The organism is Prevotella sp. tf2-5, from assembly GCF_900115435.1.
GTDB lineage: Bacteria > Bacteroidota > Bacteroidia > Bacteroidales > Bacteroidaceae > Prevotella.
This window is the reverse complement of the sequence record NZ_FOWK01000008.1, coordinates 131,280-150,373: the sequence shown is the minus strand read 5'-3', so window position 1 is coordinate 150,373 and position 19,094 is coordinate 131,280. Positions and strand designations below refer to the sequence as shown.

At 49.7% G+C, this 19,094-nt stretch carries 12 protein-coding genes; 6 read left to right on the top strand and 6 right to left on the bottom strand.

What is annotated here, in order from left to right; translation table 11 throughout:
* Positions 1-88: 88 nt before the first annotated feature.
* From BM257_RS09785 to BM257_RS09775, 3 genes are all read left to right on the top strand, one after another.
* On the top strand, positions 89-919 hold the full coding sequence (locus tag BM257_RS09785; RefSeq protein WP_092071779.1) for a sensor histidine kinase: 831 nt from the start codon (positions 89-91) through the stop codon (positions 917-919).
* Positions 920-944: 25 nt separating this feature from the next.
* Positions 945-1,784 (top strand): TlpA family protein disulfide reductase, encoded by an 840-nt coding sequence (locus BM257_RS09780; protein WP_092071777.1) that lies wholly within the window; start codon positions 945-947, stop codon positions 1,782-1,784.
* A gap of 64 nt (positions 1,785-1,848) precedes the next feature.
* Positions 1,849-4,329 carry a DUF5123 domain-containing protein gene (locus tag BM257_RS09775; RefSeq protein WP_092071775.1) on the top strand — a complete coding sequence of 827 codons (2,481 nt, stop codon included), beginning with the start codon at positions 1,849-1,851 and terminating at the stop codon, positions 4,327-4,329.
* A 78-nt stretch (positions 4,330-4,407) separates the two neighbouring features.
* On the opposite strand, the gene asnB is transcribed toward BM257_RS09775, so the two are convergent.
* Genes asnB through BM257_RS09745 form a run of 6 tightly spaced genes read right to left on the bottom strand, consistent with a single transcriptional unit; the run spans position 4,408 to position 11,834 of the window.
* Positions 4,408-6,090 carry an asparagine synthase B gene (gene asnB, locus BM257_RS09770; RefSeq protein ID WP_092071773.1) on the bottom strand — a complete coding sequence of 561 codons (1,683 nt, stop codon included), beginning with the start codon at positions 6,088-6,090 and terminating at the stop codon, positions 4,408-4,410.
* Between the two features lie 11 nt (positions 6,091-6,101).
* Positions 6,102-7,856, bottom strand: coding sequence for an amidophosphoribosyltransferase (locus BM257_RS09765; RefSeq protein ID WP_092071771.1), 1,755 nt, complete (start codon positions 7,854-7,856; stop codon positions 6,102-6,104).
* Positions 7,837-9,447, bottom strand: coding sequence for a CTP synthase (locus BM257_RS09760; protein ID WP_092071769.1), 1,611 nt, complete (start codon positions 9,445-9,447; stop codon positions 7,837-7,839). Before BM257_RS09760 ends, BM257_RS09765 begins: the two co-directional genes overlap by 20 nt.
* A gap of 44 nt (positions 9,448-9,491) precedes the next feature.
* On the bottom strand, positions 9,492-10,184 hold the full coding sequence (locus tag BM257_RS09755; RefSeq protein ID WP_092071767.1) for a hypothetical protein: 693 nt from the start codon (positions 10,182-10,184) through the stop codon (positions 9,492-9,494).
* 13 nt (positions 10,185-10,197) lie between these two features.
* On the bottom strand, positions 10,198-11,451 hold the full coding sequence (locus BM257_RS09750) for an ammonium transporter (protein ID WP_092071812.1): 1,254 nt from the start codon (positions 11,449-11,451) through the stop codon (positions 10,198-10,200).
* Between the two features lie 35 nt (positions 11,452-11,486).
* On the bottom strand, positions 11,487-11,834 hold the full coding sequence (locus BM257_RS09745; protein ID WP_092071765.1) for a P-II family nitrogen regulator: 348 nt from the start codon (positions 11,832-11,834) through the stop codon (positions 11,487-11,489).
* A gap of 327 nt (positions 11,835-12,161) precedes the next feature.
* Here BM257_RS09745 and gltB point away from each other — a divergent pair, with 327 nt between their 5' ends.
* From gltB to dapF, 3 genes are all read left to right on the top strand, one after another.
* Positions 12,162-16,637 carry a glutamate synthase large subunit gene (gene gltB / locus BM257_RS09740; protein WP_092071763.1) on the top strand — a complete coding sequence of 1,492 codons (4,476 nt, stop codon included), beginning with the start codon at positions 12,162-12,164 and terminating at the stop codon, positions 16,635-16,637.
* A gap of 43 nt (positions 16,638-16,680) precedes the next feature.
* Positions 16,681-18,039, top strand: coding sequence for a glutamate synthase subunit beta (locus BM257_RS09735; RefSeq protein WP_092071761.1), 1,359 nt, complete (start codon positions 16,681-16,683; stop codon positions 18,037-18,039).
* A 224-nt stretch (positions 18,040-18,263) separates the two neighbouring features.
* Positions 18,264-19,091, top strand: coding sequence for a diaminopimelate epimerase (dapF, locus tag BM257_RS09730; RefSeq protein ID WP_092071759.1), 828 nt, complete (start codon positions 18,264-18,266; stop codon positions 19,089-19,091).
* The last annotated feature ends 3 nt before the right edge of the window (positions 19,092-19,094 follow it).

The window sequence follows — 19,094 nt, the reverse complement described above, 5'->3', positions numbered from 1 at the left end:
GGTTATTTGTGCGAATATTTATAACTTTGCATATTGAACACACTTTTTTGTGGTTTAATTAAGTACAACCTTTTAAATAATTGTTACTATGAATTTTGTGTTGATTATTGTAATCGTAGTGCTGCTTGTCGGTTTTGTACTGGCATTATATTTCATGCATTGCCACTACGAGAAGCAACTGAAAAAGGAAGTGAAGCGCGCCCAGAAGAGCGAGCAACTGAAATCAGCATTTATCGACAACGTATGCCATACTTTACGCACGCCACTGAATGCTATCTTAGGCTACAGCAACATGATTTTGGAGGAGAACGATGAAACCATGAACGCCGCACATGTCAAGGAGATGAGCTCCAACATCAACAATAACAGCAAGGACTTGCTGGCGTTCGTGGAGCAACTCTTCGAGATGTCGAAATTCGAGGGCATTACCCCCAGTTTCACATTTATTGAAGTCAACCTCACCGAGTTGATGGCATCCTATCGCCGTGAGGCTTTAGCTATGACAAAGCCCGATGTCTCTGTACGTGTCAGGACAGACCTGTCACCACACTGCAAGGCGATGCTCGACACGAACCTGATGCACCAGTTGATGATGCATCTGCTGTCGAACGCCGCCAAGTGTTGCTTGGAGGGTGACATTATCATCAACTACAATTACGAGCGCAAGGGTCTTAAGGTCACCATTACTTATCTGGGCAATGGCAAGGCGGAACTGATCGGATCGGACATCTACTCATTCCTCCAGAAAGAAGACGCCCTGAAACACGTCAACGAGTCGTCAATCCTGGGACTCTCTATCTGCAAAGCCATTGTGGAAATGCTGGGCGGTGAGTTCTTTATGGATACAGCATACGAGCGGAAGACCGTTGTCAACTTCTGGTTCCCCTGCAAGATGCGAGACAAGCATATGGATATGTAATATTTTAACACAAAGACTAACGAATATGAAGAAAATCATCACACTGGTGCTGTTTGCCATCACGATGACGGCACAGGCACAAAACCACATCGACCCTTATCAGCCTCTGATGGATGCGCTCGACAAACAGGCAGACAATGTCTTGAAAGAATACCGTGCCATCCAACAGAAAGACCCTAATGGGGATCTTCCTGAGAGCAAGGCAAAGGCGAGAATCCTGTCCGACCGTCTGGACTCCATCGGTGATGAGCAGTTGAAGCTCATCAAGGAGATCATCCGCGACAACCAGGATAACGACTTGCCCGTCAGGTATATCAAGGATGCGATGTACCAGTTTACCTATGAGGAGCTGAAAACAGCCCTTAACCCCAGGGCATCCTATTACAGACACCCGGACTTGGACATCCCCAAGAAGTTATTGGCGAATTATGAGAAGCGTAAACCCGGTATCCAGTTCCATGAACTGGAGATGCTGGATATCAATGACAAGCCTGTAAAGCTCAGTCAATGGGTAGGAACGGGCAACTATGTCCTCGTCGACTTCTGGGCTTCCTGGTGTGGTCCCTGCCGGAGAGAGATGCCTTTTGTCATATCCGTCTATGAGCAATACCACGCCAAAGGCTTTGATGTGGTTGGCGTGTCCCTCGACCAGAAGAAGGAGGCATGGATAAACGCTATCCAGCAAATGGGAATGAGATGGCAACAGATGAGTGACCTGAAGGGATGGAAGTGTGCCGCCGTTGACGCATACGGTGTCACAAGCATCCCCTCCAACATCCTTGTTGACCCCACAGGCAAGATTATCGCCATGGATTTACGAGGGAAGAAACTCCTCGACAAACTGAAAGAAATATACGGAGAATAACGAAAATATTTGGTACATTTAAATATTTTTATTATTTTTGCGGTTAGAAACTAAACTAAGTAATATGAGAAAAATCTACTTATTCATCATGATGGTCATGACTGTCATGACATCATTCGCTCAAACGTCCGTGGATGTCGTTATCTCACCAACATCCGGTGATCTATCGGCAGCCATTAACGAGGCAGTAGGAGCAGGCAATGTTGCCAAGAACATTACTATTAATCTGGCAGCAGGAGGGAGTTACACACTGAGCAGCTCTATCTATGCAGGAGCAGATGTGGTGATTAACGGTGCAGAGAACGCTGTTATCGATGTTACTAACTGTAAGGCGCCTGCTGGTGGTGGCAGCGATGAGGAGAAAGGTTCCGGAGGCTCGTTTATCCTGATGAACTCCACTCCGCAGGTGACAGCCACTAACGGTTACTATCGCGTGAACATCAACATCAATAATGTTACGCTGAAAGGACTGCAGAGCAACCTTTTCTACGACAACAAGATTAAATACTGTGTGGTTAACTTCACCATTGACAATGTCGTGATGCAGTTGGCGACCGCCAGTGAGATTGAGGGAGTCATCGCCTTCAAGAAAGGTGGCTACAAGGACTTTACCATCAAGAACTCTACCGTCTACGGCAATAACTACAAGAAGTTAAAGTCGTTCGTCATCAGCAAGGGAAACCTTCAAGAGTTTGGCTACGACATCACCAAGGAGATGCACAACGTAACCTATCTGAGCAACACCTTTGTCAATGTGCTGGCAGAAACCAGTGGGGAATCATGGGCTAATGACGGGTTCGTTGGCGAGCCTTACGTCAACTACAACATCCAGAAGAATATCTGGTATAACTGTGGTATCGACCTCGTTATCGGTCTGGTAGGAAAGGACATAGCCCCAACCGCCAAGAAGTTGTTTGCCAAGAACACATACTACGCTGCTGATGAGAACTCTGGAGTCATCAAAGACCAGGCAGTAGAGGAGAGTGTCGCCGATACGAGCAACGATATCCTGACCACTGATCCTACCTTTGCAGATATTGCCAACGGCGACTTCCATCTTCATGCGGGTTCGCTGCAGGCGAAATTCCAGACAGGTGATCCCCGCTGGGTTGTTGCCTACAGTGCCGCCCAAGCTCTTCCCGCCGATATCGTGCTAAACCTGAAGGTGGCAGATGATATCACTGACAGGCTGGAGGCTGCTAAGAGAAGTTTCGACAAGGTGGGTGATATCACGATCCTCCTGGCGGAAGGTGCTAAGTATATGATAACCCAGCCCATCAAGTCATCCGGTTCTGTAACCATTACTGGTTTGAAATCACTCATCAACTGCACACGACTGAACGGTCCGCTGATTATCCTGGAAGGTACGGAGCAACATGCCTACAACATGACGGACAAGGACACGAAGGGTGACCTGAACCCCAACTATAAGTATGTGGAGACCGTAAGCCTCACTGGTATACAAACAACACTGAAGAAGAACGGTACCGTGATACAGGATCATCAGAAGACCCTTGTAGAGAGTGTCATTATCGACGATTGCGTCTTTGAGATAGCTGGTGCCAACAACCTGTTTGACTTTGACGGTTTCCCCCTTACACTGGAGATAACGAATACTACATTCTGGTCAGAAGCAGGACACAAAGGACACATCCTGCGTGCCGGAGGAAGAACGAGGGACCTGGATAAGTCACAGGCACAGAACGTACTTGTACAGGCAATCAGCATTGACCACTGCACATTATATCAGATTTCTGTAGGTGTCGGTCTCAACGACCTGGCTGCCAAGGCAAGTCGTACACTGCAACTCACACTGACCAATTCTATCCTCTACAATTGTACCGTGAATGGAGGAGAAGTGAAAGGATGGATGGGCGGTGCCGAGTCTGACGGCCCGACGATGCTCTATGACTATAACACTTATTGGAACAACGGTGCCTTGCAGGCTGGCTGGATAGACCCAGACGAGTCACTGGACGGTCGTGACCATACAAAGACTGTATTCACAGCTGATCCTGGTTTCGAGGATGTGGAGGCCGGTAGCTTCAGTATTGCCAACAAAGCACCTCAGGCAAACTTCCCGGAAGGTCAGACTCAGTATGGTGACCCTCGATGGGCTACATGGCCGGCAGGTAACAACTATGTCGCAACCAGTTTTGTCACCACTCAAGGATCTGTCGCAACAGACAAGGTCTATGCCAACGAGGGCAGTGTGGTAACAGCCACTGTCACGCCCATGGAAGGCTATGTCTTAGAGACCTTCACCGTTACTGATGCCAGTGGTACTGAGATACCTGTAACCACTCCTGTCACAGCAAGAGCCGCTGCCCAGGAGACAACAACGGTAACACGTAGTTTCACGATGCCTGCTTCTGATGTAACGATCAAAGTGACATTCATCGAGGATACGACAGACATCAAGAAGGTGCAGACAGAAGGACAACGTCAGGACGGCAAATGGTACACGCTGAGCGGTATGCCAGTAGAGAAGCCCACACAACCGGGTGTCTATATCCAGAATGGAAAGAAGATCTTGAAGAAATAAGATACTGACCACATCAATTAAAGCCCTTAAACGAGTCGTTTAAGGGCTTTATTCATGTGAATAAAGGCTCTATTTCACTCAATAGGCCTGTTCGTGGACACCCTTCACGGCACGTCCACTGGGATCATTCATATTCTTGAAAGCCTCATCCCATTCCAAGGCGATGGCGGTAGAGCACGCCACACTCGCCTCACTGGGGACACTGAGTGCCGCACTGTCAGAAGGGAAATGCTCCGTGAAGATGGAACGATAGTAGTACTCCTCCTTGTTCTTCGGCGGGTTGATGGGAAACCGCTCCGCGGCATGTGCCATCTGCTCATCAGTGACAGCCTCAGCAGTGATCTGCTTAAGGGTGTCAATCCACGAATACCCCACCCCGTCACTGAACTGTTCCTTCTGTCGCCATACAATCTCCTCAGGTAACATATCCGAGAAAGCCTCCCGGACAATCCGTTTCTCTATGGTCTTACCCGGACACATCTTCGCCGCAGGGTTGGTACGCATCGCCACATCCAGGAACTCTTTGTCAAGGAAGGGCACACGTCCCTCCACCCCCCAGGCAGACAGGCTTTTGTTGGCACGCAGACAGTCATACAGATGGAGCTTGGAGAGTTTTCGCACTGTCTCCTCATGAAATGCCCTGGCGTCAGGAGCTTTATGGAAATAGAGGTAGCCCCCGAATATCTCATCGGCACCCTCACCTGACAGAACCATCTTGATACCCATCGACTTGATGACACGTGCCAGGAGGTACATCGGTGTGGAGGCACGGACCGTGGTGACATCATACGTCTCGATGAAATAGATAACATCACGGATGGCATCCAGTCCCTCCTGGATGGTATAGTTGATCTCATGATGCACAGTGCCTATATGGTCGGCAACGAGTCTCGCCTTCGCCAAGTCAGGAGCCCCTTTCAGTCCCACTGCGAAGCTGTGCAGACGAGGCCAGTATGCCTTCGTCTGTGAGTCATCCTCAATACGCATCTCAGAATATCTCTCTGCGACAGCCGAGATCACGGAAGAGTCAAGACCACCGCTGAGCAACACCCCATAAGGAACATCAGACATCAACTGACGCTTCACGGCAGCCCTCAATGCCTGACGGATATCCTCAGAACTCGCATCTTGATCCTTCACGGCATCATACGACATCCAGTCACGATGGTAGTATCGCTCCATTTGTAATTTTTCATTTTTAACTTTTAATTTGCCGTAGGCATAGTGTCCGGGCAGGAAAGGCTCATAACGCTGACACTGTCCCTCCAACGCCTTCAGCTCAGAAGCGACATATACTGTACCGTCATCATCATAACCGATATAAAGAGGGATGACACCTATCGGGTCACGGGCAATAAGGAACTCGTCACGCTCCTCGTCATAAAGCACAAAGGCAAAGATACCACTCAGGTCCTCCAGGAAGTCGATACCCTTGTCCTGATACAAAGCAAGAATGACCTCACAGTCGGAGCCTGTCTGAAACGAGTATCTCCCCTCATATCGTTTACGTATCTCCTGATGATTATATATCTCACCATTCACGGCGAGGATCTGTTGACGGCCGGGTGAATACAATGGCTGTCCTCCCGACTCAGGGTCGACAATACTCAACCGCTCATGGGCAAGGATTGCGGACTTGCCACAATAAATACCACTCCAGTCAGGACCGCGATGGCGTATCTTCTGACTCATACCTAATGCCTTCTGACGCAACTGCTGTGTCTGTTCCTTGACATTTAATATCGCTACAATTCCACACATAATCTTTCTTTTTATGATTGTTGTTTCTGTTTGTTGTCAATATAGTTCACAAACGCCTGATTGCAGAGCCGTGTGCCTCCAGGTGTGGGATAATGTCCTGTGAAATACCAGTCTCCAGGATGGTCAGGACAAGCCTCATGCAGACTTCCTATGCTTTGGAATACAAGTTCGACGGGGGTCCGCATACCTTCAGGACGTAGTATCTCTACGATCTTGTCGTTGATCTCCTCAACGGTAAAGGGCTCGTAAATGGCACGTACACAGTTCCGCATGTGCTCCTTGGACTGCTGTAACTCACGCTTGCAAGCCAGATAGGTGTCGTTGACCAACTGCCACATCCCTCGTTCCTCTATCAGTGCCATTGTGGCACGGAAGGCACAGAACTCCTCCAAACGGGGCATATCGATACCGTAATAGTCAGGATAGCGAATCTGTGGAGAACTGGACACCATGACTATTTTCTTAGGATGCAGACGGTCAAGAATCTTGAAGATGCTCTCTCTCAAGGTGGTGCCCCTGACGATGGAGTCATCGATGATCACGAGATTATCCTCGTAAGGACGAAGTGATCCGTAGCTGATATCGTAAACGTGAGCCGCTAAGTCATTACGCTCATTGTTATCAGCAATGAACGTACGCATCTTGATGTCTTTCCACACGACCTTTTCCGTGTGCACCTGATAGCCTTGCTGGCGGAAGCCATCCGTCATGCCGTAAAATGCCACTTCGGCGGTATTGGGGATATACGAGAATACCGTATTGGCTACGTCGCCATTGACAGCCTTGAGGATGGGCTGCATCAGTTGCACACCCAGTCGTTTACGTTCCTGGTAGATGTCACGGTCAGACCCCCTACTGAAGTAGATACGCTCAAAACTACAGGCACTCAGTTGCTGTGGCGGCATGATTTGTTCCAGATGACTCTCACCATGGCTGCGTACGATAAGTGCCTCACCCGCCCCCAGTTCCCGGATATCCTCATATTGCAAGTCAAAGGTGGTCTGTAATACCGGTCGCTCACTGGCTACGGCAACAATCTCGTCATCCCGATAGTAGAATGCCGGACGGATGCCCCATGGGTCGCGTACCGCAAACATCTCCCCCGAGCCTGTCAGTCCACACATCACATAACCACCGTCATAATGACTCATCGTCTTTTTCAGTACGTTAGCAATCTCCACATGATCATCTATATAACTAGTGATATCGAGACCTTCCAGTCCTTTCTCTCTCGCCTCATCATAGAGACGCTCCACCTCACGGTCCAGTCGGTGTCCCATCAGTTCAAGCGTGATATACGAATCACCATAGATACGCGGGGACTGTCCCTGCTGGGTCAGGAACTGAAACACCTCATCGATATTGGTCATATTGAAATTACCACACAGGCAGAGGTTCTTTGCCCTCCAATTGTTACGACGCAGGAACGGGTGCACAAACGTCAACCCGCTCTTGCCTGTGGTCGAATAGCGCAGATGTCCCATATAAAGCTCACCCGCCATCTCTTCCGTCACACGGCTGAATATCTCTGTGATGGCATCTTTCCCTTCTGCTTTCTCACGGAACATATACTCCGTACCCGGTTTCTTTCTCAGACACACTGATGCGATACCGGCACCCTCCTGACCGCGGTTGTGCTGTTTCTCCATCATCAGATAGAGCTTGTTGAACCCGTAAGCCCATGTGCCGTATTTCTTGGCGTAATAATCCAACGGCTTCAACAGGCGGATCATCGCCACGCCACACTCATGCTTCAACTGTTCCATCACTACAAGTTTTGATAAACGACATAAACAATGGATGCGGATGAAGTACAGTAGAGGAATACTCCGGATGGAACTGTGTTCCGATATACCACCGTTTGTCAGGTATCTCGACAATCTCCACCAGGTTAGCGGCAGGGTTGACACCCACACACTTCATACCTGCCTTCTCATATTCATCAAGGTAAGCATTGTTGAACTCATAGCGATGACGATGACGCTCCTTGATGAGCGTATCTCTGCCATATGCCTCGAAAGTCCGGCTCCCAGGCTGCAGCTCACAGTCATAGGCTCCCAGCCGCATGGTTCCTCCCATCTGGGTAATACTCTTCTGCTCCTCCATCAAATCGATAACAGGGTGAGTCGTCTGTGCGTCCATCTCGCAACTGTTAGCATCGGCATAGCCTAATACGTTCCTGGCAAACTCTATCACCATCATCTGCATACCCAGACAGATACCGAAGGTAGGAATATCATGCGTTCGGGTATAGTGTGCCGCGACCAATTTCCCCTCAATACCTCGCTGACCGAAACCCGGACAGATGATGACACCAGCCATACCATCCAGTTTCTCTGCGACATTCTCTTTCATGATGTCCTCACTATTGACAAAATGGAGCCTCACCTTCACATCATTATAGATACCTGCCAGGGTCAGACTCTCCCGGATACTCTTATACGCATCCTGTAAAGCATATTTGCCCACCAGTCCGATATGCACCTCACGGGTGGCATTCCGTTGTTTCTGAATGTAGTCGTGCCACGACTTCATCGTTGGCGTCTCTCCCACCGGGATACCTATCTTCCGCATGATGGCGGCATCAAGTCCCTGTCGCTGCATACTCACGGGTACCTCGTAGATGCTGGGCATATCCTCGCTCTGTACCACACACTCCAGGTCAACATTACAGAAAGAGGCTACTTTCATGCGTAAGCCATCGTTCAGATGACGCTCGGTACGCAAGACGAGGATATCAGGCTGGATACCCATGCTTTGTAACTCCTTGACGGAGTGCTGGGTGGGTTTCGTCTTCAACTCATCAGCGGCTTTCAGATAGGGCACATAGGTGAGATGCACACAAACAGCATTACGACCCAGTTGCCAGCGCAACTGTCGGATAGCCTCCATGAAAGGGGCACTCTCGATGTCACCAATAGTACCACCCACCTCTGTGATGACGAAATCCAGTCCTTCGTTGAGTTCTTCTCGTAACATCCGGCGTTTGATCTCGTCCGTGATATGCGGAACCACCTGAATAGTCTTTCCTAGATAGTCACCATGACGCTCCCGGTCTATCACCGTCTTGTAGATACGTCCTGTGGTAATTGAGTTGTCCCGGGTGGTCTCAATACCCGTAAACCGCTCGTAATGTCCCAAGTCGAGGTCTGTCTCCATCCCGTCGACTGTCACATAGCACTCCCCATGCTCATAGGGGTTCAGGGTTCCAGGGTCGATGTTGATATAAGGATCGAACTTCTGGATGGTGACCTTATACCCACGTGCCTGAAGTAGTTTACCGATACTGGCGGAGATGATGCCCTTTCCTAATGACGAAACGACACCGCCTGTTACGAAGATATACTTTGTTTCCATATATTGATTGTTTTGAAGTTTTGCGAAAAAGGGAGTCTTTGGACTCACGGTTTAAGCGTGAATCCAAAGACGAAATAGGCTCTCTGTGAACAAGGGTTAGCTATCACTTGCGCGAATATCGGGACAGAGAAGGAGTCTGTAATCTTGATATCCTTCAGCGCTTTGATAGCGACATTCGTCACCGCGAAGCCAGAAGTATCATAGAAACTGGTCGCATAAGGCACTACTCCTAATGTTCCTGTCCATTCACAGGTAGCGAGTTTAAAGGGGGCATTCAATTCCACATAAGAAGAGTAAGCCCGCTTACCGTTTTTATTCAGGCCATCGTTGCCGGCAAAGTTGGTGTTCCATGCGGCTGAGAGTAGTCCGAAATCGTAGGCGACAAAAGCCTCGAAGACATGACTGGTCTCATGAGCCTTATAATTAAAGTAACGCTCCTCTGGTGTGTCAAACCAATAATCTGTCACTCCGAGGGTCAGTCCTCCATTAGTATAGGATGCCGTGAGGTCAAACTCCTTGGTGTCTTCCGACTTGAAACTTACCGAACCCCATGCTGAAAGACTCAGTCCTTTATAAGCCACACCTAGTGTGGGCTGGATACTGACATGCCCCGCGTCTAATCCACGCCAGATATACTGGCTCACAAAGTCGGCACCAATCGTTGCCTCTATCTTTTCCTGTGCAAGGGTGGTGCCGCTAAGCACCATTCCCATTGCAAAAATCACAATCTTTCTCATACCTTAAAATCTATTAGTTATAGCAACTCTCTCCATGCTCATAGATGTCAAGTCCCTCCTCCTCTACACGTGCCTCCACACGCAGACCATGAAGTTTCTTGATACCAAAGAACAAAACAAAACCACAGGCAGCTGCCCAAAGGTCGATGACCAGTATACCGAAGCACTCCGCACCGAAGAAGCCCCAGCCATGCCCGTAGAATGCGCCATTACTCGTAGAGAGCAATCCTGTCATCAGTGTTCCTAAGATACCACATACACCATGAACGCTAGAGGCACCTACAGGGTCGTCGATATGTAACTTATGGTCGATAAACTCAATGGCAAAGACGAGTACCAGTCCGCAAAGCAGTCCGATGACAACAGCCCCAAGGGGTGATACGAGGTCACAACCTGCCGTGATACCCACCAGACCTGCCAGCACACCGTTCAGTGTTAAAGACAGAGAGGGCTTTCCGTATTTACACCATGTCAGGAACATCGTTGCCGTTCCACCTGCCACTGCGGCAAGATTGGTAGTCAGGAACACATGGGAGATAGCTATGCGATTGACCTCCCCACTTGCCGCAAGCTGTGAGCCTGGGTTAAAACCAAACCACCCTAACCAGAGGATGAAGACACCTAAGGATGCCAAAGTAAGGTTATGTCCCGGGATAGCACGACTCTTCTTGTCAGCATCATACTTCCCGATACGAGGACCTAAAGCGATGGCACCGATCAAGGCAAGTACACCACCTACGCTATGCACGATGGCGGAACCGGCGAAATCATGGAACACATCACCGAAGGTCGTCATCATAAAACTATCGGCAGCATCATTACAAAGCCATCCGCCACCCCATGTCCAGTGTCCTTCTACGGGATAGATCAACATGGAGATGATAGCACTGTAAATCAGGTACATGGAGAATTTCGTCCGCTCCGCCATGGCACCACTGACAATCGTCGCTGAGGTGGCACAGAAGACGGTCTCGAAAATCAGGAAGCCTTCTACCGGCAAGTCACCTTTATAGAAAGAGAGGTCGCCCCAGTTAGGTGCTCCGATGAATCCTGCACCGTCACTTCCGAACATAAAGCCAAAACCTACAAAGAAAAACAACAGAGAGCCGAACATAAAGTCGACAAAGTTCTTCATCAATATATTCGCCGTGTTCTTGCTACGTGTGAAACCTGCCTCACATAACGCAAAACCGGGCTGCATCCAGAATACCAGCATCGCTGCCAACAGCATCCAAACGGTATCCAGTGATAATCCTATCTCATTCATCATCGTTGTGTTTAATTTGTGTTGTGTTTATTATCCTATTTCTTGTCTCTCAATACCGTATCTCCGTGTTCACCAGTACGGATAGACCAGGTGTCTATCACATCACTGACGAAGATACGCCCATCTCCTATCTCTCCCGTATGGGCTACCCGTAATATCACCTGAATAGTGGGATCCAGTATCACATCACGGCAGACGATGGTCAGAGCCACACGCTCTATCACATCCGTACTATACTGAACACCACGATAGATACGCTCCTGGCGACTCTGTCCGATACCATGCACATCATGATACTCAAACCAGTCGATGTCTGAACTCAATAAAGCTCGCTTGACATCCTCAAACTTTGTCTTGCGGATAATCGCTTCAATCTTTTTCATACCTTAAATCCTTTTAAATAAATAATGTGTCCGTACGTGACTTATCATTGTTCTCGCTGCAAAGTTAAGTGTTTAAGAAGGAATACCTGACATATTTCCTGTATTTTCATGTAAAAAAAAGTCCTAACTAACACTTTGTCAACAATCAACGCTTGCAGGATGCTTATTGATTGACACATTGTAATGAAAAAGCTTTATTTCATTTCATTTTGTCAGTTGTTTAAATGTTTACAATAATTTATGTAAGTAAAATCTTTTATTAGCTGACTTTTTGAATTACCTTTGCACCCGGATTAAGACAAAAGAATTGATTCAAACAAGGATAATATGACAAAACGTAAACTTCAAAACCAAGAGAGAGGACTTTACCGAAGTGAGTATGAGCATGACGCGTGCGGTGTGGGCATGATTGTCAACATCCACGGCAACAAGAGTCACGAACTGGTAGACCAGGCATTACGCGTATTAGAGAACATGCGCCATCGTGGTGCGGAAGTCGGCAAGGATGGTGACGGAGCCGGTATCATGGTACAGATCCCGCATGAGTTCATTCTGCTACAAGGTATTCCTGTACCCGAAAAGGGAAAATACGGAACTGGACTGGTATTCCTGCCCAAAGAGGAGAAAGCACAAAGTGAGATTCTCAGTATCATGATCGAGGAGATAGAACGTGAGGGTCTGCAGCTGATGCACCTCCGCAATGTCCCCACCAACCCGGACTGTTTGGGCGAGTCAGCCCTGAGTACGGAGCCTGCCATCAAGCAGATATTCATCACTGGTGTGAACGATGACAAGGTGGGCACCTTTGCGCGAACCTTATATATTATACGTAAGAAGATTGAGCGTCGCATCTCACACCCGGACTTCTATTTCTGTTCGTTGAGCAACACAAACATCATATACAAAGGGATGCTGTCGTCCATGCAGGTACGACAGTATTTCCCCGATCTTACTAACCCCTATTTCACAAGCGGACTGGCGCTGGTGCACTCACGATTCAGCACAAACACATTTCCTACGTGGTCATTAGCCCAGCCCTTCCGCTTGTTAGCCCACAATGGTGAGATCAACACCATCCGTGGCAACCGTGGATGGATGCGGGCAAGGGAGAGCGTATTGAGCAGTGAGGCACTGGGAGACATCAAGCACATCTCACCCATCATACAAGAAGGGATGTCCGACTCTGCCAGTCTTGACAACGTACTGGAGTTCTTCGTCATGTCAGGATTGTCACTGCCCCATGCCATGAGTGTGCTGGTACCAGAGAGTTTTAATGACAAGAATCCGATATCCGAAGACCTGAAGGCTTTCTATGAGTATCACTCTATCCTGATGGAGCCATGGGACGGTCCCGCAGCCCTGTTATTCAGTGACGGTCGTTTCGCCGGTGGCATGCTCGACCGCAACGGTCTGCGTCCTGCCCGCTATACCATTACCAAGAACGACACCATCATCGTGGCAAGTGAGGTAGGTGTCATGGACTTTGACCCGACAGAGGTGGCGGAGAAAGGACGCTTACAACCTGGTAAGATCCTGCTGATAGACACCCTTGAGGGTAAGATTTACTATGATGGCGAGATCAAACAACAACTTGCCGGTGAGCATCCCTACAGACAGTGGCTGAGCACCAACCGTATCCAGCTGGAGAAGTTGAAGTCCGGTCGTCATGTGGAGAATGGCATAGAGAACCTGTTACAGAAGGAGGTCATGTTTGGTTATGGCTCTGAGGATATTGACGCGACCATCATCCCGATGGCTGTCAACGGTCAGGAACCTACCGCCTCCATGGGTAATGACACACCACTTGCCGTCCTGTCTGAGAAACCACAGGTGTTCTTCAACTATTTCCGTCAACAGTTCGCCCAGGTGACGAACCCAGCCATTGACTCTATCCGCGAGGAACTGGTGATGAGTCTGACAGAGTATATCGGACGGGTAGGCTCTGGCATCCTGACACCCGACGAGACCAACTGTAAGATGGTGCGCCTTCCCCACCCGATACTGAACAACACACAGCTGGATATCCTGTGTAACATCCGCTACAAAGGATTCAACACCATCAAGCTACCTATTCTGTTTGACGGGGCGAAGGGTGCCAACGGACTACGTGACGCACTGGACACCTTATGCCATCAGGCTGAGAAATCGGTGGATGAGGGGTATAACTATATCATCCTTTCCGACCGTGATGTCGATGAGACACATGTGGCAATCCCAAGTCTGTTAGCCGTCAGTGCCGTACACCATTACCTGACGAGTGCCGGCAAACGAGTGCAGACCGCCCTTATCGTCGAGAGTGGTGAGATCCGTGAGACGATGCATGCTGCCCTCTTGTTAGGATACGGAGCCAGTGCGCTGTGTCCCTATATGACATTCGCCATTCTTGCTGACCTTGTGAAGCAACATAAGATTCAAGAGGACTATACCACGGCGGAGGCGAACTATATCAAGGCTGTCAAGAAAGGACTCTTCAAGATCATGGCGAAGATGGGTATCTCCACCATTCGCAGCTATCGTGGCGCCAAGATCTTCGAGAGTATCGGACTGAGTGAGAGCCTATTGAAGACTTATTTCGGAACAGAAGTCAGCACGATAGGAGGTGTCGGTCTGGAGAGGATCGCGCATGATGCCGTTGCCTTTCATGAGGCAGCCTATCATACCCATACCGCTTACCTGAGCAATCAAGGACAGTTCCATTGGCGTAAGGACGGTATCAGACACGCATGGAACCCGGAGACAATAGCGACTTTGCAACTTGCCACAAGGACGGGGAACTACGAGAAGTTCAAGGAGTTCTCCCGACTCGTCGACAAGAAAGAATCACCTATCTTCATCCGTGACTTCCTGGGGTTCAGGAGAAACCCGATTAAGATTGACGAGGTGGAACCTGTTGAGGCCATCGTGAAGCACTTTGTGGCAGGTGCCATGTCATTTGGTGCCCTCTCCAAAGAGGCACACGAGGCGATCTGCCTTGCCATGAACAAACTCGGAGGACGTTCCAACACCGGTGAGGGTGGTGAGGACTCCGAGCGGTTCCACTCCACTGTCGACGGCATCAGTCTGAGCAGTAAGACCAAACAGGTAGCCAGCGGACGCTTCGGAGTGACGACGGAGTATCTGGTGAATGCGGAAGAGATACAGATCAAGGTCGCCCAAGGCGCCAAACCCGGAGAGGGAGGTCAGCTGCCTGGTTTTAAAGTCAATGAGGTCATTGCCAAGACACGACATAGTATTCCGGGCATCAGCCTTATCAGTCCTCCACCCCACCATGACATCTACAGCATTGAGGACCTCGCCCAGCTGATCTTTGATCTGAAGAACGTCAATCCGAAGGCGGCAATCTCCGTCAAACTGGTTGCTGAGAGTGGTGTGGGAACTATTGCCGCCGGAGTGGCAAAGGCGAAGGCAGACCTCATCATCATCTCCGGAGCAGAAGGTGGTACTGGTGCCTCTCCTGCCTCCAGCATGCGCTTCGCAGGTATCTCTCCAGAGATAGGACTGAGCGAGACGCAACAGACACTTGTCAGGAACGGGCTTCGCTCACAGGTAAGACTTCAGGTCGACGGACAGATCAAGACGGGTCGTGACATCGTACTCATGGCACTGCTGGGTGCTGAGGAGTACGGCTTTGGCACCGCTGCCCTGATTGTCCTTGGCTGTGTGATGATGCGCAAATGCAACCTGAACACCTGTCCGATGGGCGTGGCGACACAGAACCCGGCACTGCGCAAACATTTCATGGGACGTTATGAGTACCTGGTCAACTACTTCACCTTCCTGGCTCAAGAGGTACGTGAGTACCTTGCCGAGATGGGGTATAAGAGTCTTAACGATATCGTAGGACACACAGAGCTGATAGAGACCAGGTCTTCGGTGCTTGACTTCAGCAGACTCTTGAACAAAGAGCATGGGACACTCCATTTCACTGGTGATATCCGGAAACCCAGTGTACCACTCGGTATGCAGGGGACGATTCTCGACGAGCAGATGCTCGTGGCGGCGGCAAAGGCGATAGAGCATGGTGAGGAGGTCAGCCTCGACTATGCCATCAAGAACACAGACCGTGCCACTGGCGCCATGCTCTCTGGTGCTATCGCCAAGAAATATGGTGAGGAAGGACTACCCGGCAACACCATCAACGTCAAGTTCAAGGGCTCTGCGGGACAGTCGTTCGGCGCTTTCCTGACGAAAGGGGTCGCTTTCAAGTTAGAGGGTGAGACCAACGACTATTTTGCCAAAGGACTCAGCGGGGGATGTCTTGCCATTCTCCCACCGACAAGAAGCAACTTTGCCGCGGAAGACAATATCATCGCAGGCAACACTGGACTATATGGTGCCACGAGCGGCGAGCTATATGTCAACGGCAAGGTCGGCGAGCGTTTCGGTGTGCGTAACTCCGGTGCTATTGCCGTCGTTGAGGGAGCTGGCGACCACTGCTGTGAGTATATGACAGGCGGACGTGTCGTCGTGCTTGGTGAGACGGGGCGTAACTTTGCCGCCGGTATGTCGGGAGGTGTCGCCTATGTCTGGGACAAGAGCCATAACTTCGATTATTTCTGTAATATGGACATGGTGGAGATCAATCTCGTCGAGGATAGTGTCAGCAGGAAAGAACTACATGAGCTCATCCATCAGCACTACCTTCACACAGGCTCCACACTTGCCCGCACCATGTTAGATAACTGGCAGCAATACATAGAGGAATTCATCCAAGTCGTACCGATCGAATACAAGCGGGTACTCCACGAGGAACAGATGGCAAGACTGCATGAGAAGATTGCCGATATCCAGCGAGACTACTAAAAATGAAAAAATTAGAAAATGTAATAATGTAAATAATAGAAAAATGGGAAATCCGAAAGCATTTTTAGAGATACATCGTCAGGAGGCGGGATACCGTCCCATACATGACAGGATCCACGACTTTGGAGAAGTGGAGCAGACACTCAACACACGAGAGCGTAAGTTACAGGCAAGCCGCTGTATGGACTGCGGTGTACCCTTCTGCCACTGGGCATGTCCCTTAGGCAACAAACCTCCTGAGTGGAATGAGGCCTTATACAAAGGAGACTGGGAACTCGCCTATCAGTTGCTCAACGCCACCAATCCCTTCCCGGAATTCACAGGACGTATCTGTCCTGCCCTTTGTGAGAAAGCCTGTGTGCTAAACCTCATCGAACATGAGCCTACCACGAACCGAGAGGACGAGTGCGCCATCACAGAAGCGGCATTCCGAGAGGGATACATCACCGTTCACCACCCTCAGCGTAACGGAAAGAATGTTGCCGTCATCGGTGCAGGTCCTGCCGGACTTGCCGCTGCCCATGACCTCAATCTGTCAGGCTATCAGGTCACCGTCTTCGAGAAGAACGAGGATGCGGGAGGACTCCTGCGTTATGGTATTCCCAACTTCAAACTCAACAAGGCGATTATCGACCGGCGTATCCACCTGCTGGAACAGGAAGGTATCACGTTCTGCTATGGTAAGGAGATAACAGTCAATGACAAATCGAAAATAGTCAATGATTTCGATGCTGTCGTCATTGCCACTGGCACTCCTACCGCCCGCAACCTAAACGCTCCGGGGCGTGAGCTGAAGGGGGTCCACTTTGCCCTCGACCTCCTCGCCCAGCAGAACAGGGTACTCGCAGGGATAGACATCCCCAAGGAGGAACGCATCACGGCAAAGGGAAAGGATGTCCTCGTCATCGGTGGCGGTGATACGGGATCCGACTGTATCGGTACCGCCCACCGTCAGGGATGCAAGAGCGTGACACAGATAGAAATCATGCCTAAACCTGTTGAGGGACCAGTAGACCCTAACAACCCATGGCCTAACTATCCCCGTACCTTGAAGACCACCTCCTCCCACGAAGAGGGATGCACCCGCCGTTGGAACATCAACACACTGGAGTTTCTCGGCAAGGACGGACAACTGACTGGTGTGAAAGTCCAGGAGATCGACTGGCAGCCCAACCCGGAAGGCGGGCGTCCCATCATGGTCGAGAAGGGTGAGCCGGAAATCATCAAGGCAGAACTGGTACTCCTCGCCATGGGTTTCCTCAAGCCAGAGCACCCAGAGTATCCTGAGCATGTCTTTGTCTGCGGAGATGCCGCCAACGGAGCGTCCCTCGTCGTCCGTGCCATGGCAAGTGGTAAACAGACAGCTGCGAAGGTCCACGCCTTCCTCTCGAAAAAGATATAGACTCGTCAGGCGTGCTACTGACACAATGTATCAAAACCAACAAGAAGGATGGCAAGATGTAAGGAGAACGGCAGAATGGAACCGTGAAAAGTTTACAAAATGACAATAATTTCATTTTTCATCACACAAAATGGACGATTTCTTTTGTTCTTTCTTACCATTTGACTACCTTTGCAATTGAAATGATTACAAAAAGATAGCAAACTTCAAATATCAGTTACAATATGGCACATAAAATCAGGTTCACCAAGATGCACGGTTGCGGCAACGACTACATCTATGTCAATACGATGGAGTACGACATCCCCAACCCCTCAGAGGCAGCCATTGCCTGGAGTGACCACCACAAAGGGGTCGGCTCCGACGGGCTGGTGCTGATCGGCAGCAGTCCTGTACCTGAGGCTGATTATACCATGCATATCTATAATGCTGATGGTAGTGAGGCCATGATGTGCGGCAACGCTTCAAGATGTATCGGAAAATATCTCTATGAGCGAGGACTGACGGACAAACGAGAGATACGCCTGTTGACTTTGTCTGGAGTAAAGACGTTACAGTTACACATCAGCCATGACATCGTGGAGTGTGTCACCGTGGATATGGGTGAACCTGTATTGGAGGACGAGGCACAATTTATATCCAGCCGTGGACTTAATAAAGGTGTGTTCGTCTCAATGGGTAATCCCCACTATGTCATTTTCACCGATAATGTGGATCTGGTGGGAGAAATGGGACGGATATTGGAATATCATCCCGCCTTCCCACAACGTTGTAACATCGAGTTTGCCCATGTGCTATCTCCTTCCCAAGAAGGATCAACCACTATCCGCACCCGTGTATGGGAACGTGGCAGCGGCATTACCCTGGCATGCGGCACAGGAGCCTGTGCCACTGCCGTTGCAGCCTGTATGACCAGACGAGCCGGAAGGACCAATGACATCGTCATGGACGGAGGCACCCTTCACATCGAATGGCGGGAAAGTGACAACCACGTCTATATGACAGGACCCGCCGAGTTCGTCTTCGACGGGGAAATCGAATCATCAGAATAACGG